The following is a 13,681-nucleotide window of genomic DNA, read 5'->3' as shown; positions in this document are numbered from 1 at the left end:
AGGAAGCGTATAAATCGCGGGCTAGACTTGATCGACGTGCCGCAGCAGTGCCTGAGCAGGGGAGATGAGCGGATCGTGACGGAGCCGAGCGGGAGGGCCCGGGACCCGGAGGCGGTCTCCCGGTTCGTGGAGCACTTCGCGGCCCAGCTGGTGGAGGCCGGGCTGCAGCGGATGCCCGCCCGGGTCTTCGCGGCCCTGCTCGCCTCCGACAAGGGGGTGCTGACCTCCGCCGAGCTGGGTGAACAGCTCAAGATCTCACCGGCCGCGGTCTCCGGCGCGGTGCGCTATCTGGCCCAGGTCCGCATGGTGTCGCGGGAGCGGGAGCCCGGATCGCGCCGGGAGCGGTACCGGGTGCACGGCGACCAGTGGTACGAGGCGCTCACCAATCGCGAGGCCGTCATCAAGCGCTGGGAGGACGCCCTGCGGGAGGGCGTGACCAGTCTGGGCGCCGACACCCCGGCGGGCCGCCGGCTGACGGAGACCCTGGCCTTCTTCGAGTTCGTCGACCGGGAGATCGTGGCGATGATGGAACGCTGGCGGGCGCACCGGGAGGAGCGGTTCGGACGGGGTGAGGGGTGAGGGGTGAGGGGTGATCGACGGGTTCGCTACCCCGCCGGCAGTACGAGCCCCCAGGCCGCCTCCCGCACCACCCACGTCCGGGTCCGCACCGGCCCCGACACGAGGGCGTCCGCCCGGTAGCGGAAGTGCGCGCCCGACACGGTCACCGTGCGGCCCTCGGCCCACAGCGGGGTCGCCTCCGCGCCCACCGACGCCGGCCGTACCTCCACCCGGGCCGTCCCGGCGACACCCGGCACGACCGAGACGCCCTCCACCGGCTGCCCCAGGTCGACGAGCATCTCCCCGTCGACCTCCACCCGCAGCCGTGCCGGACCCGCCTCGGGTACGGAGACGACGCCGGACGGCCGCGCCGGCACCAGGGTCCGCACGAGCGACCGGTACGTCCGCAGCCACGGATGCCCCGCCCCGTCGGCCGTCACCGCCCGCAGCGGCGTCACGCCCCCGACCGGCGGGATCCGCAGGGTGCCGAGCACCACCCCGTCGCTGTCGTCCACCAGCAGGTCCATCCGCCGCTCGGTCCCGTCCACCGCGGCCCGCGCCGCGGCCACCGTCCCCGTCGGCACCCCCAGCGACCGGGCGAGCGACAGCGCCGCACCGACCGGGACCAGCGACAGCGCGCAGCCGGCCAGCTCCCGCCGCCGGTGCAGCAGCCCCACCGCCCGCACCAGGGCCCGGTCGTCACCGATCACCACCGGCCGCCGCGACCCGCGCCGCACCAGTGCCCGGAGGAACTCCTCGGGCCCCTCGGGAAGACACACCTTCGTGCCCGCCGCACCCGCGCTGAGCACGTCCTTCGCGATCCGGACGGACTCGCCGTCCGTCCGGCGGGCGACCGGATCGATGACCACCAGGAGCTGATCGGATGTCGCGGAAGAGGTCCTGGAAGTCGCCACCTCGGCCCTGCCTCGCTTCCTCGGGTAGCATCGGTGTGCAAGAGCCCCTTGCGCTATTGCGCCAGGGGCTTCGTCTATTCCGGGGCACCCGGTCCGACGGTTGGCGGCCAACGGCGGTCGCGGTGCACGCGGCGGAGATCCTCCGTGTGCGCCCTCGACCTTGGACATGCCCCGCCCGGAAGGGGTGTACGCGCGTGCCCGCACTTGTGCTGCTCGGTGCTCAGTGGGGTGACGAAGGCAAGGGAAAGGCGACGGACCTGCTCGGTGGATCCGTCGACTACGTGGTGCGCTACCAGGGCGGCAACAACGCCGGCCACACGGTAGTCGTGGGCGATCAGAAGTACGCCCTCCACCTGCTCCCTTCCGGAATCCTGTCCCCCGGCTGCACGCCGGTCATCGGCAACGGCGTCGTCGTCGACCCGTCGGTCCTGCTCTCCGAGCTGAGTGGGCTGAACGAGCGAGGCGTCGACACGTCCAAGCTCCTGATCAGCGGCAACGCTCACATCATCACGCCGTACAACGTGACGGTGGACAAGGTGACCGAGCGCTTCCTCGGCAAGCGCAAGATCGGGACCACCGGCCGGGGCATCGGCCCGACCTACGCCGACAAGATCAACCGTGTCGGCATCCGCGTCCAGGACCTGTACGACGAGTCGATCCTCACGCAGAAGGTCGAAGCCGCCCTCGACGTCAAGAACCAGATGCTGACCAAGCTCTACAACCGGCGCGCGATCGCCGTGGAGCAGGTGGTCGAGGAACTGCTGGGCTACGCGGACAAGTTGGCCCCGTACGTCGCCGACACGGTGCTCGTCCTGAACCAGGCGCTGGAGCAGGACAAGGTGGTCCTCTTCGAGGGCGGTCAGGGCACGCTGCTGGACATCGACCACGGCACGTACCCCTTCGTCACCTCGTCGAACCCGACCGCGGGCGGCGCCTGCACCGGCGCCGGCGTGGGCCCGACGAAGATCAGCCGGGTGATCGGCATCCTGAAGGCGTACACCACCCGCGTGGGCGCGGGCCCGTTCCCGACGGAGCTGTTCGACGAGGACGGCGAGGCGCTGCGCCGCATCGGCGGCGAGCGCGGCGTGACCACCGGCCGCGACCGTCGCTGCGGCTGGTTCGACGCGGTCATCGCCCGCTACGCCACCCGCGTGAACGGCCTGACCGACTTCTTCCTCACCAAGCTCGACGTCCTGACCGGCTGGGAGCAGATCCCGGTCTGCGTGGCGTACGAGATCGACGGCAGGCGCGTCGAGGAACTGCCGTACTCGCAGTCCGACTTCCACCACGCGAAGCCGGTCTACGAGACGCTGCCGGGCTGGTCCGAGGACATCACCGGGGCGAAGTCCTTCTCCGACCTGCCGAAGAACGCCCAGGACTACGTCAGGGCGCTGGAGGAGATGTCCGGCGCCCCGATCTCCGCGATCGGCGTGGGCCCGGGCCGCGACGAGACGATCGAGATCAACTCGTTCCTCTGAGTTCTCCCTCCCGGGGACCCGGAGATCTGATGGGACGGCCGGTGCGGTGACCCCGGCCGGCCGTCCCACCAGGGAGGCGACCACCGCGTCCGTCATGAGGAAGCGGAATGCGGCCGAGATCCCGGGTGGCCGACGTCCGGTCCCTGCGCGGCGAGAGGAGCCGCTTTCCGGAGCGGGCCTCCGCCGCCCTGCCGGCCGCCGGCGGCTCGGCGGGCCCGTCGTGCTCGAGCGGCGTCAGGCACAGGACCGGCGTCGAGTCGTCGAGCGCCCTGGACCCGTCCTGGGCCATGGCGACCTGTCCGGGGCCGACGTCGTCAACGGCTCATCGGTCGTCATCCTTACGCATGCCGCGAGATGCGCGATTTTGTCGGGAGCCGGCCCAGTAGAAGAGTGGCCACGGCGCGACGATGAAAATGACACAGAGAGCGAATGTGGGACCGTAACCCGTATGGAAGGAAACCCAAGCCACCCATGCGATGAGGGCCGACAGCGCGACTGCGACGAGCCATAATATGACTCTGGATATGAGATGGCCTAAGTGAATGCGGGATCCGGGCATTCTCTCCTCGCCCGGGGTCGCGGATTCCGTCATATCGTCTTCATGGTTTGACACACCGTCAAGCTACCGGCTCCCGTCAGGCCGGACGTCCACCACCTGGGTGATCTCCATCACCTCGATGTGATGCTCGGAAGGCTCGGACGGCGTTCCGAATAAACTCCCGGCCGGGTTTGTGGAATGCGACCTCCTCTACGTCACCGGGCTGAGGAAAAAGACCAAGGGGGCGATATCCTCAGGGGGCGGATGTCGGCGTAAACGCCACCGAAAAGGCTCCGTCACCGGCAGGGGGATCGACTGGCCGCGCTGAACGCGATCCCCCGGCGTGGCCAACTGCCGGATGTTTCCAGGAAGGACACGGTCCCGGCTGCTGGAGACCGCCCGGCCGGGCGCTGACCGGGTGCCGCCGGGTGGAGACGGAGCCGGACGAGCCGGGGAGGCGAGTCCGGACGGGCGATCTCCCCGCGGCTTCGGAACGGTGCAGACGGCCGAGGCGATGACCGATCGGTACACCTCGATGTGCCGGACCACTCGATCATTCCGCAGTGCTGCTTCTCCCTGAACGGCAGGGTGAAACAGGCATATCCTGACATTCGGTGCGTGCATCGACGCGGAAGAGGGTGAGTGCGATGCGCGTGATGCTCAAGGCGACGCTGGACACCGAGAAGGCGAACGAACTGCTCCGCAGCGGGAAGATGTCCGGGCAGGTCAAGGAGATCCTCGACCGGCTGCAGCCGGAAGCGGCCTACTTCGGTCCGCTGGGCGGGCGGCGGACGATGGTGCTGGTCCTCCACATGCAGGACAGCTCGGAGGTGCCCCCGGTGGGCGAACCGTTCTTCACCCACATGAACGCCGAGGTGGAGATGTGCTCCGTCATGAACGCGGAGGACCTCCGGAAGGGCCTCTCGCAGCTGGGCTGACCGCTGCCGTCAGCTGAACACGATCATCGATCCCTGTGCCAGGCTCCGCGTCGCCGCCGCGTGCAGGCCCAGCCACACATGACGCTCGCGGGCGAAGGGGCTCGGGTCGTACGGCGCGGGGACGGCCGGCTCCTCCAGCTCGGTGGGGCCGAGCGGGGGCTCGGGGGCCGCCGGGGGGTTCGCCGGGTCGATGCCGATGGACGGGGCGACGACCTGCAGTTCCCGCAGCAGGGCGTGGGAGGAGCCCAGCGGGCCGCCGCCCGCGAGGAGTGCGTCGCTGGAGAGCGGCCGCGGGAAGTCGACGGGGACGTAGGCGCCCGCGTGGTCGTAGTGCCAGACCAGGTGCGAATGCTGCGCCGTGGTCTCGAACATCTCCAGCAACTGCTCGTAGTCGCCGCCCAGTTCGTCCACCGGTGTGACCGGCAGCCCGCACACCTGGAGCAGGTACACCCGCCGCAGGAAGTGCAGCGCGTCGTAGTCGAAACCCGCGACCGGGGCCACCTCGCCGGACAGTCCCGGCATGTACTGGTACACCGGCACCGGTGGCAGGCCCGCCTCGGCGAGCACCGTGTTGTACTGCGCGAGTTCCTCGGCGAACGGATTGTCGGGTGTGTGGCACAGCACGTCGACGAGCGGCACCAGCCACAGGTCACAGGCCAAAGAGAGCTCCTCACACAGCACGGTCGTCGGGACGGTGGTCGTGGTCAGGGAAGGGTATCGGCGCCCGGCACGGGCGGCTCCCCCCGTGCAGGTCCCTTACCCATCCCGCCGCCCGTCAGCCCCTCGACGAGGGAGAGCGCGTGCGCGTTGTACGACTGGACGATCGCGCGGGCGGAATCGGTGTCACGGCTTGCCAGCGCGTCGACCAGATCGGTGTGTCCGGACCACAGGCGCCCCCGCAGATCGGGCAGCTGCCGCAGATACTGCACCACACACACCCATGTCCGGACGCGGAGCCGGTGCAGGAAATCGGTGAGGTACGGGTTGCCGAAGACGGAGCCGAGTTCGCGCCAGAAGCGCAGGTCGTAGCCGATCAGCACGGTGAGTTCGCCGGCCAGGGCGGCGCGCTGCGCCTCCTCGCCGCGCCGGCGCACCCCGGCGAGGACGGCGGCGACCCGGGGCTCGTCCGGCCGACGGTGGGCCATGGGGCCGTCGGTCACCGCGCGGAACATCCCGTCGGTCACCAGGCAGCGGGCCTCCATCATGCCGCGGAAGTCGTCGACGGAGTACTCGTGCACCCGGAAACCCCGGTGCTGGTCGGCGTCGAGCAGTCCCTGTGCCGACAGGTCGACCAGTGCCTCACGGACGGGGGTCGCGGACACGCCGTACTGGTCGGCGATCTCCTTGACGGTGAACTCCTGCCCCGTCTGGAGCCGCCCGGCCAGCACCTCGTCACGGAGCGCGTCGGCGATCTGCTGCCGGAGGGTGCTGCGGGTCACGGAGCCGCTGATGCCGGGCATGGTCCGGACGTCTCCCTCGTCGCGTTCGAGTGGCGTGCTCGCACATGTCTGCGAGCACGCCACTTTACGCGGTCGGGTGGGGCGCGGGGCGTTCGAATGCGGGCGGGGGAGAGCCCCTCCAGGCGCCCGTTCCGCCCTGGTGACACCGCCCTCCCGGGCGGTTACTCCGTGTAGTCGTCGGCCACCGAGAGGGCCGCGTCCAGCGCCGCGATGCCTTCCTTCAGCTCCGCCTCGCTCGCGTTGCACGGCGGCACCACATGCGTCCGGTTCATGTTCACGAAGGGCCAGATCCCGCCCTCCTTCGCGGCGGCGGCGAAGGCCGCCATCGGGGCGTTCTCCGCACCGGCCGCGTTGTACGGCACCAGCGGCTCCCGGGTCTCCCGGTTCCGCACCAGTTCCAGCGCCCAGAACATGCCGACGCCGCGGACCTCGCCCACGCAGGGGTGCCGCTCCGCCAGCTGCCGCAGCCCGGGGCCGACGACGGAGGCGCCGAGCGCCGCCGCGTTCTCGACGACGCCTTCCCGCGCCATCACGTCGATCGTCGCGACGGCGGCGGCGCAGGCCAGCGGGTGGCCCGAGTAGGTCAGCCCGCCCGGGTAGGGCCGCTTGGCGAACGTCTCGGCGATCGCCCCGGAGATGGCGACACCGCCCAGCGGGACGTACCCGGAGTTGACGCCCTTCGCGAAGGTCATCAGGTCCGGTACGACGTCGTACAGGTCCGCCGCGAACCACTCCCCGGTCCGCCCGAACCCGGCCATGACCTCGTCCAGGACGAAGACGATCCCGTACTCGTCGCACAGCTCCCGCACGCCCGCGAGATAGCCGGGCGGCGGCGGCATGATCCCGGCCGTGCCCGGGATCGTCTCCAGGACGATCGCGGCGACGGTCGAGGGCCCCTCGAAGGCGATCGTCGTCTCCAGGTGCTCCAGCGCCCGCGCGCACTCCTGCTCCTCGGTCTCGGCGTAGAAGCGGGAGCGGTACAGGAACGGCGCCCAGAAGTGCACGACCCCGGCCGTGCCGCTGTCGGAGGCCCAGCGGCGCGGGTCGCCGGTGATGTTCACGGCCTGCTGGGTGCCGCCGTGGTACGAGCGGTAGGCGGAGAGCACCTTGGGCCGCCCGGTGTGCAACCGCGCCATGCGGACGGCGTGCTCCACGGCGTCGGCGCCGCCGTTGGTGAAGAAGATCCTGTCCAGGTCGCCCGGCGTCCGCTCGGCGATCAGCCGCGCCGCCTCGGAGCGCGCCTCGACGGCGAACGCGGGTGCGAACGTCGTCATCCGCGCCGCCTGCTCCTGGATCGCGGCGACGACCCTCGGGTGCTGGTAGCCGATGTTGGTGAAGACGAGTCCGCTGGTGAAGTCGAGGTAGCGCCGGCCCTCGTAGTCCCAGAAGCAGGACCCCTCCGCCCGGGCGACGGCGAGCGGGTCGATGAGTTCCTGCGCGGACCAGGAGTGGAACACGTGAGCGCGGTCGGCGGCCTTGACCGCGGCGCCGGCCTCGGGGTCGGGGTGAGGGGTCATGCCGCCGAGCGTAGGCGCGGGCGGCGGGTCCGCGACACGGGCGGCCTGTCTGCGGACGCCTGCATTCCGCGACACGTTGTCGACCGCCGCCGTCCGGGGGACCGACCTCTCGTGACAGCATGCCGAACGCATGACAGCACACTGTCACGAGAGTCCGGCCCGCTCACCCGGGGGAGCGGTCATGACGCGCGAGCCCGTCCACCTCGCCTCCACCTCGCCTCCACCTCGCCGTGCAGCACACGCCGGCCGACGGGCGGACCGGCGACGCCCGGTGCCGGCTGTCAGGCGCTGGAACATCTGTCCGAGGTGTTTCGACGTGCTCGGCCCGCCTGTTACGGAACCGTAGACAACGCCCAGCTCGCCCGGTCCCCGCCCCGCACTATCCTCGATCCGTTGCTCACTGCGGGGGAAGGCGGCGCAACGATGGACAGGATCGGGGCCGGGGATCCACTGGGGGTTCCCCCGGGCGGTCGGCACGGGGGACGCATCGGGTCCTACCGGCTGCTGGCGAGTCTCGGAGCCGGCGGCATGGGGCAGGTCTACCTCGCCCGCTCCGACCGCGGACGCACCGTGGCCGTGAAACTGGTGCGCGAGGAGCTGGCCCGGCAGGAGGAGTTCCGGGCGCGCTTCCGCCAGGAGGTGCAGGCCGCGCGGCAGGTCGGCGGCGACTGGACGGCGCCGGTGCTGGACGCGGACACCGAGGCCCCCGTGCCCTGGGTGGCCACCGGCTACGTCGCCGGGCCCAGCCTCCAGCAGGTGGTCGGGCACGACCACGGGGCGCTGCCCGAGCGCTCGGTGCGCATCCTCGCCGCCGGTCTCGCGCACGCGCTGAAGGACATCCACGCCGCCGGGATCATCCACCGGGACCTCAAGCCGTCCAACGTGCTCGTCACCATCGACGGGCCGCGCGTCATCGACTTCGGGATCGCGCGGGCGCTGGAGACGGTGACCGACGGCGGGCTCACCCGCACCGGCGCGCTCGTCGGCTCGCCCGGTTTCATGGCGCCCGAGCAGGTGCGCGGCGACCGCATCACGCCCGCCTGCGACGTGTTCTGCCTCGGCTCGGTGCTGGCCTACGCCGCCACCGGCACCCTCCCCTTCGGCACCGCCGACAGCGGGGTGCACGCCCTGATGTTCCGCATCGCCCAGGAGGACCCCGACCTGGACGGTGTGCCCGAGGGCATCGCCGACCTCGTACGCGACTGTCTGCGCAAGGACCCGGCCGCGCGGCCCACGCTCGACCAGGTGCTCCAGCGCACCGGCGCGGAGGACACCGTCGCCGGCGGACGCTCCCGCGACCCCTGGCTGCCGGGCGCCCTGGTGGCCCAACTCGGCCGTCACGCGGTGCGGTTGCTCGACGCGGAGGATCCGGAGACACCGCAGCGGCCCACGCCCACCGCGGCGTCACCGGCCCCCGCGGCCCCGGCACCGGACGCGGCCGGCCGCGTACCCCCCGCCGCGCTGCCCGCCGCCCCTCCCGAACACGCCCGGGCCACCGACGACGCCGCCGTGCCGCCACCGCCCGCGGCACCCCCGGGCGCCGCACCCGTCCCGCCCCCGCCGGGCCGGCCCGGCGTGAACCACCTGCCCACCCTGGTCACCGGCCCGAACACCCCCGCCCCGCCCCCCGCTCCGGCCCCCGGCCCGTACGGACACCCCCAGCAGCCCGCGTACGGCTACCCGTACCACGGCTACCACGCGGGGCGGACGCCGCCGTACGGACCGCCGCCGTACGGGCCGAACCCGCCGTACGCGACGGCGCCCGAACCGCGCAGGGACGGCCGTTCCACCGCCCTGCTCGTGGTGATCGCGCTGGTCGTCGCGCTCGCCGCCGGCGGCACCGTGTACGCCCTGATGAGCGGCGGTGACCGCGGCGACCGCGCCGGGGACGACCCCACCACGTCCCCGTCCTCCAGCGGCGCGCCGCAGAGCACCGGCCCCGTCACGCCCGACGCCGGACAGCCGGACCGGACGGGGCAGCCGGACACCTCCGCGCCCGCGGACGGGACGATCCCGGCGGACTACCTGGGCAGCTGGTCCACCACCATCGACAACGCGAGCGGCGTGCACAGCCGCCGGCTGACCGTCCAGCAGGGCGAGGTCGGCGACACGGTCATGTCCCTCGTCGCCGACGGGCCCGCCGGGAACGGCACCTACCACTGCGTCTTCGAGGCCCGCCTCACCGCCGCCCCGGACGCCGCGGGGCGGCTGGAGATCGGCCCCTCCTCGGTGACGGTCGGACAGCCGCGCAGCGCCTGCACCCCGGGCTCCGCCAGCGAGATCACCCTGCTGCCCGACGGGTCCCTGCAGCGCGTCAACACCGGCAACGGCGAACAGCTCACCTACACGCGGGACTGACCGCCGCCTCGCCGCCAAGTGCCGCTGCGGACGCGGAGGTCGAACGTCCGGCGAACACCGGTGAACTTCCCCGGACGGATCTCGCCGCCGTCTTCGCGCGGCCGTACGGCGGCCACCCGGTCCGGACGTGCGGGCAGGTGCGGGGGCGGGCACACCCCGGACGAGAAGGCCCCGCTGTTCAGCCGGGCGGCACGGCCGATCACCATCGCGCTCACCCTGTGCGTGGTGGCGCTCGCGGTGATCGTCGTGGTCCAGGACGACAGCCCGCCCCCATCGGCTGCGGGGGCGGCAGCCTCACCCTCACCGGATCGACGGCGTTCGCCCCGGTGCTGCGGGAGGTCGCGGAGAAGTACGAGCGGGACTGCGAGGAGGAACGTGATCCGCACCCACGGCCACCTGCCGTGCTGGACCCCCAAAGGGCTGGAGCTGCGCGCGCGGGACAGCCCGTGACGCCCCGGCTCACCCCGGCTCACCTCGGCTCCGGGGGACGCTGCCGCGGCATGTTCGGGCGGGCCTGCCCCGGCGGGGAGGGGAAGCGGCCGTGCGGCACGGAACCCTCCGGACGCCCGCCGCCCGCCACCGCCGTCTGCACGCCCAGCGGCGTGCCCCCGCTGCGGAACTCCACCATCCAGTCGGCGGTCTCGACCCGCACCAGCTCCGCCACGTCCTCCGAGAACCGGCGCAGCACGGCCAGGCACCGCTCGGCCGCCTCGCTCGCCGTGCCCTCCGCCGGGCCCAGCACCTCGCGCACGCACTCCGACGCCCAGTCGAACTGGAACGCCTGGAGCCGCCGCTGCACGGCCTGCGCCGTCGCCATGTCCCGCATCCAGCCGGACGTCATCCCGAAGAACCGGTCGCCGGCCACACAGGCCAACCCGAGGAGCAGCGACAGGTACCCCCAGGGCGCGGCCCCGCCGGCCGCCCCGGTCAGATCGAGCAGCGGGAGCGCCGCCCCCGTCAGCGCGCCCCCGGCCGCCCCGGCGCGCAGCGCCCAGGCGCACCGCCGCTTCCACACCCGGTCCGCGAGGTACCAGGCGGCCGCGTCGAGCGCCCCGCGCTCGACCCACCGGTACAGCTCGTCCAGCCGGACCGCGGGCTCGCCCCAGTCCCCGGTCGGGAACTCCCGCCCGGCCGCATCGCCCGGCCGCAGCCCCGCCGCCCCCTCGCCCCGCCCGTCGTGTGGCCGCCCCTCGGGCTGCTTCTCCGGCTGACCCACCCGGTATCTCCCTACTGAACCGACCCCTGCCGACCCCGCGTACCGTCCGTGCATGCAGTGTGACGCCACGTACTCGTGCGCCCGACCCTTCCTACCGCCCAATGGGTGGCGGCGCCGGGGGTTCGGGTTCTTTTTCGCCCGGATGACGGCCGTGATCAGGTATAGGGACCCCACCGTGACTCACTCGAAAGAGTGCTGGGGCGACGGCCGCCCCGACCACGTAGGCTCGTGCCGAACGGGAAAACCGACCAAGGAGCTGAATCGTGATCCCCGGTGGTGGCCAGCCCAACATGCAGCAGCTGCTCCAGCAGGCCCAGAAGATGCAGCAGGACCTGGCCGAGGCGCAGGAGGAACTGGCGCGCACGGAGGTCGACGGCCAGGCGGGCGGGGGCCTGGTGCGGGCCACCGTCACCGGGGCCGGCGAGCTGCGGGCCCTGACGATCGACCCGAAGGCGGTGGACCCGGAGGACACCGAGACCCTCGCCGACCTGGTCGTCGCGGCGGTCCAGGCGGCCAACGAGAACGCCCGGAACCTCCAGCAGCAGAAGCTCGGCCCGCTCGCCCAGGGCCTGGGCGGCGGCGGCATCCCCGGTCTGCCCTTCTAAGACCGGCCGCGGACCTCTACGGTACGTACTGAAGGAACACCAGGAAGGACGGCAGTCCGTTGTACGAAGGCGTGGTCCAGGACCTCATCGACGAGTTGGGGCGGCTGCCCGGCGTCGGTCCCAAGAGCGCGCAGCGGATCGCCTTCCACATCCTCCAGGCGGAACCGACGGACGTACGCCGCCTCGCGCACGCGCTCATGGAGGTCAAGGCGAAGGTCCGTTTCTGCGCGACCTGCGGCAACGTCGCGCAGGAGGAGCGGTGCAACATCTGCCGCGACGCCCGCCGCGACCTCGCGGTCATCTGTGTCGTGGAGGAGCCCAAGGACGTGGTGGCCATCGAGCGCACCCGGGAGTTTCGGGGCCGTTACCACGTCCTCGGCGGCGCCATCAGCCCCATCGACGGGGTGGGCCCCGACGACCTGCGCATCAGGGAACTCCTGGCCCGGCTGGCCGACGGCACGGTCACGGAACTCATCCTGGCCACGGACCCCAATCTCGAAGGCGAGGCCACGGCGACGTACCTCGCCCGCATGATCAAGCCCATGGGCCTGAAGGTCACCCGCCTGGCCAGCGGCCTCCCAGTGGGTGGCGACCTGGAATACGCGGACGAGGTGACCCTCGGCCGCGCCTTCGAGGGGAGACGACTCCTAGATGTCTGACGCCACGCTGCACGCGACCGAACAGAACCCGGACGACTTCGCGGTCCAGATCGCGGACCAGATCGAGAGCTTCCTGGTCGCCGTGACCGAGGTCGCCAAGGGCGACGAGCCGGACTCGGCGGTCCCCTTCCTCCTCCTGGAGGTCTCCCAGCTGCTGCTGGCCGGCGGCCGGCTGGGCGCCCACGCGGACATCCTCCCCGACGAGCGCTACGAGCCCGACATGGGCCCGGAGGCCGACGTGGACGACCTGCGCGAGAACCTCGCCCGCCTGCTGGACCCGATCGACGTCTACTCCGAGGTCTTCGACCCCTACGAGCCCCGCAAGGCGCCCGTCCCGGCCCGCATCTCCGACGACCTCACCGACGTCATCGCCGACCTCCGGCACGGCATGGCCCACTACCGCGCGGGCCGCACCACGGAGGCTCTGTGGTGGTGGCAGTTCTCCTACTTCTCCAACTGGGGCTCCATCGCGTCCGCGGCCCTGCGGGCGTTGCAGTCGGTGGTCGCCCACGTCCGCCTGAACCAGCCCCTGGCCGAGCTGGACGGCCTCGACACCGACCAGGGCATGGGCGACGACACCCTGGAGTTCGAGGCGGGCCAGGTCATGGCGGTGGAGATCGGCGAACCGCTGGGGATGCGCCCGGTGCAGTAGTGCGCACCGCACCGGCGCGCCCCGGGCGGCGAGCGGTGGACCGGCGGCCGCCCTCGCCGAGGGGCGGCCGCCGGTCGTTCAGGCGTAGTTGTTGACGCTGACCGGCCGTGTCCCGGTGTACGGCGTCCAGCCCTGCAGGGTGGCGGGGATGCCCACCCGCGAGTTGCAGTCGATCACCTGGAAGTGCAGGTGCGGTCCGGTCGACGCGCCCGTGCTGCCCGACCAGCCGACGACCCGGCCCTGCGGGACCCACGTACCGGGGTTGTACAGCGCCCGGTTCAGGTGCGCGTAGTGGGTGCACGTGCCGTTGGAGTGGCGGATGATCACCTCGATGCCGTTCTGCCAGTAGGGGGACCAGCCGGAGACGATGATCGTGCCCCCCTGCGAGGCGGAGACCTCGTAGTCCGCGGGAAGCCCGAAGTCCCAGGCGTACTCGTTGTACGGGCCGGTGTGCGAGTACGTGCCCTCCGGGCCCTGGGTGACCAGGTAGGACTCGCCGGCCGGGTAGGGCAGCTCGTAGTAGTGGTCCGCGGCCGCGGCCGGGGAAGCACCGGACAGCGTGATCGCCGCGGACGCCAGCAAAGCGCCCGTCACCGCGGCGAGCCGACGGCGGGCCCTTCTCGTTCTCGTCACCACACACTCCTTCGGGAGGACGTCTGAGGGCTCCATGTTCATGCGCACGTCAGAAAGTGGAGGGAGTGCTGCCGCAAGAGGCGGGCGGGGATTGGCGGACCGGCCGGTGGGGCAGGTGCCGGCGCACGGCCTGTGACGCGGATCGCTTTTCCGAG

13 protein-coding genes are annotated in these 13,681 nt (G+C 72.2%); 7 read left to right on the top strand and 6 right to left on the bottom strand.

The window, feature by feature from the left end; genetic code table 11:
- Positions 1-75: 75 nt before the first annotated feature.
- Positions 76-579 (top strand): GbsR/MarR family transcriptional regulator, encoded by a 504-nt coding sequence (locus ACF07S_RS23160; RefSeq protein ID WP_391974989.1) that lies wholly within the window; start codon positions 76-78, stop codon positions 577-579.
- Between the two features lie 26 nt (positions 580-605).
- Here ACF07S_RS23160 and ACF07S_RS23155 read toward each other — a convergent pair whose 3' ends face one another.
- Positions 606-1,472 carry a diacylglycerol kinase gene (locus ACF07S_RS23155; RefSeq protein WP_391974988.1) on the bottom strand — a complete coding sequence of 289 codons (867 nt, stop codon included), beginning with the start codon at positions 1,470-1,472 and terminating at the stop codon, positions 606-608.
- Positions 1,473-1,666: 194 nt separating this feature from the next.
- On the opposite strand from ACF07S_RS23155, the gene ACF07S_RS23150 reads away from it, so the two are divergent.
- Positions 1,667-2,950, top strand: coding sequence for an adenylosuccinate synthase (locus ACF07S_RS23150; RefSeq protein WP_391974987.1), 1,284 nt, complete (start codon positions 1,667-1,669; stop codon positions 2,948-2,950).
- A gap of 1,185 nt (positions 2,951-4,135) precedes the next feature.
- On the top strand, positions 4,136-4,426 hold the full coding sequence (locus tag ACF07S_RS23145) for a hypothetical protein (RefSeq protein WP_391974986.1): 291 nt from the start codon (positions 4,136-4,138) through the stop codon (positions 4,424-4,426).
- Positions 4,427-4,435: 9 nt separating this feature from the next.
- Here ACF07S_RS23145 and ACF07S_RS23140 read toward each other — a convergent pair whose 3' ends face one another.
- The 3 genes from ACF07S_RS23140 to ACF07S_RS23130 all read right to left on the bottom strand — a co-directional run bounded on the left by ACF07S_RS23140 (position 4,436) and on the right by ACF07S_RS23130 (position 7,403).
- Positions 4,436-5,086, bottom strand: a complete 651-nt coding sequence (locus ACF07S_RS23140) for a hypothetical protein (RefSeq protein ID WP_391962871.1) — start codon at positions 5,084-5,086, stop codon at positions 4,436-4,438.
- A 44-nt stretch (positions 5,087-5,130) separates the two neighbouring features.
- Positions 5,131-5,886: a GntR family transcriptional regulator gene (locus tag ACF07S_RS23135; protein WP_391962872.1), complete on the bottom strand. Its 756-nt coding sequence runs from the start codon at positions 5,884-5,886 to the stop codon at positions 5,131-5,133.
- A gap of 161 nt (positions 5,887-6,047) precedes the next feature.
- Positions 6,048-7,403 carry an aspartate aminotransferase family protein gene (locus tag ACF07S_RS23130; protein ID WP_391962873.1) on the bottom strand — a complete coding sequence of 452 codons (1,356 nt, stop codon included), beginning with the start codon at positions 7,401-7,403 and terminating at the stop codon, positions 6,048-6,050.
- A gap of 423 nt (positions 7,404-7,826) precedes the next feature.
- Here ACF07S_RS23130 and ACF07S_RS23125 point away from each other — a divergent pair, with 423 nt between their 5' ends.
- A complete protein-coding gene (locus ACF07S_RS23125) occupies positions 7,827-9,761 on the top strand; it encodes a serine/threonine-protein kinase (RefSeq protein WP_391962874.1) in 1,935 nt (644 codons plus the stop codon).
- A 469-nt stretch (positions 9,762-10,230) separates the two neighbouring features.
- On the opposite strand, the gene ACF07S_RS23120 is transcribed toward ACF07S_RS23125, so the two are convergent.
- A complete protein-coding gene (locus tag ACF07S_RS23120; RefSeq protein ID WP_391962875.1) occupies positions 10,231-10,977 on the bottom strand; it encodes an SLATT domain-containing protein in 747 nt (248 codons plus the stop codon).
- Positions 10,978-11,240: 263 nt separating this feature from the next.
- Here ACF07S_RS23120 and ACF07S_RS23115 point away from each other — a divergent pair, with 263 nt between their 5' ends.
- The 3 genes from ACF07S_RS23115 to ACF07S_RS23105 are packed head-to-tail and all read left to right on the top strand — an operon-like array spanning position 11,241 to position 12,893.
- Positions 11,241-11,582, top strand: a complete 342-nt coding sequence (locus tag ACF07S_RS23115; protein WP_391962876.1) for a YbaB/EbfC family nucleoid-associated protein — start codon at positions 11,241-11,243, stop codon at positions 11,580-11,582.
- Positions 11,583-11,641: 59 nt separating this feature from the next.
- Positions 11,642-12,241 carry a recombination mediator RecR gene (gene recR, locus ACF07S_RS23110; protein ID WP_391962877.1) on the top strand — a complete coding sequence of 200 codons (600 nt, stop codon included), beginning with the start codon at positions 11,642-11,644 and terminating at the stop codon, positions 12,239-12,241.
- Positions 12,234-12,893 carry a DUF5063 domain-containing protein gene (locus ACF07S_RS23105; protein ID WP_391962878.1) on the top strand — a complete coding sequence of 220 codons (660 nt, stop codon included), beginning with the start codon at positions 12,234-12,236 and terminating at the stop codon, positions 12,891-12,893. Before recR ends, ACF07S_RS23105 begins: the two co-directional genes overlap by 8 nt.
- A 78-nt stretch (positions 12,894-12,971) precedes the next feature.
- Here ACF07S_RS23105 and ACF07S_RS23100 read toward each other — a convergent pair whose 3' ends face one another.
- Complete coding sequence (locus ACF07S_RS23100) at positions 12,972-13,526, bottom strand: M23 family metallopeptidase (protein WP_391974985.1); 555 nt, start codon at positions 13,524-13,526, stop codon at positions 12,972-12,974.
- Positions 13,527-13,681: the final 155 nt, after the last annotated feature.

This window comes from Streptomyces sp. NPDC016640 (assembly GCF_043076215.1).
Lineage (GTDB): Bacteria > Actinomycetota > Actinomycetes > Streptomycetales > Streptomycetaceae > Streptomyces.
The sequence above is the reverse complement of the archived record's forward strand: the minus strand, read 5'-3'. Positions and strand labels throughout refer to the sequence as shown.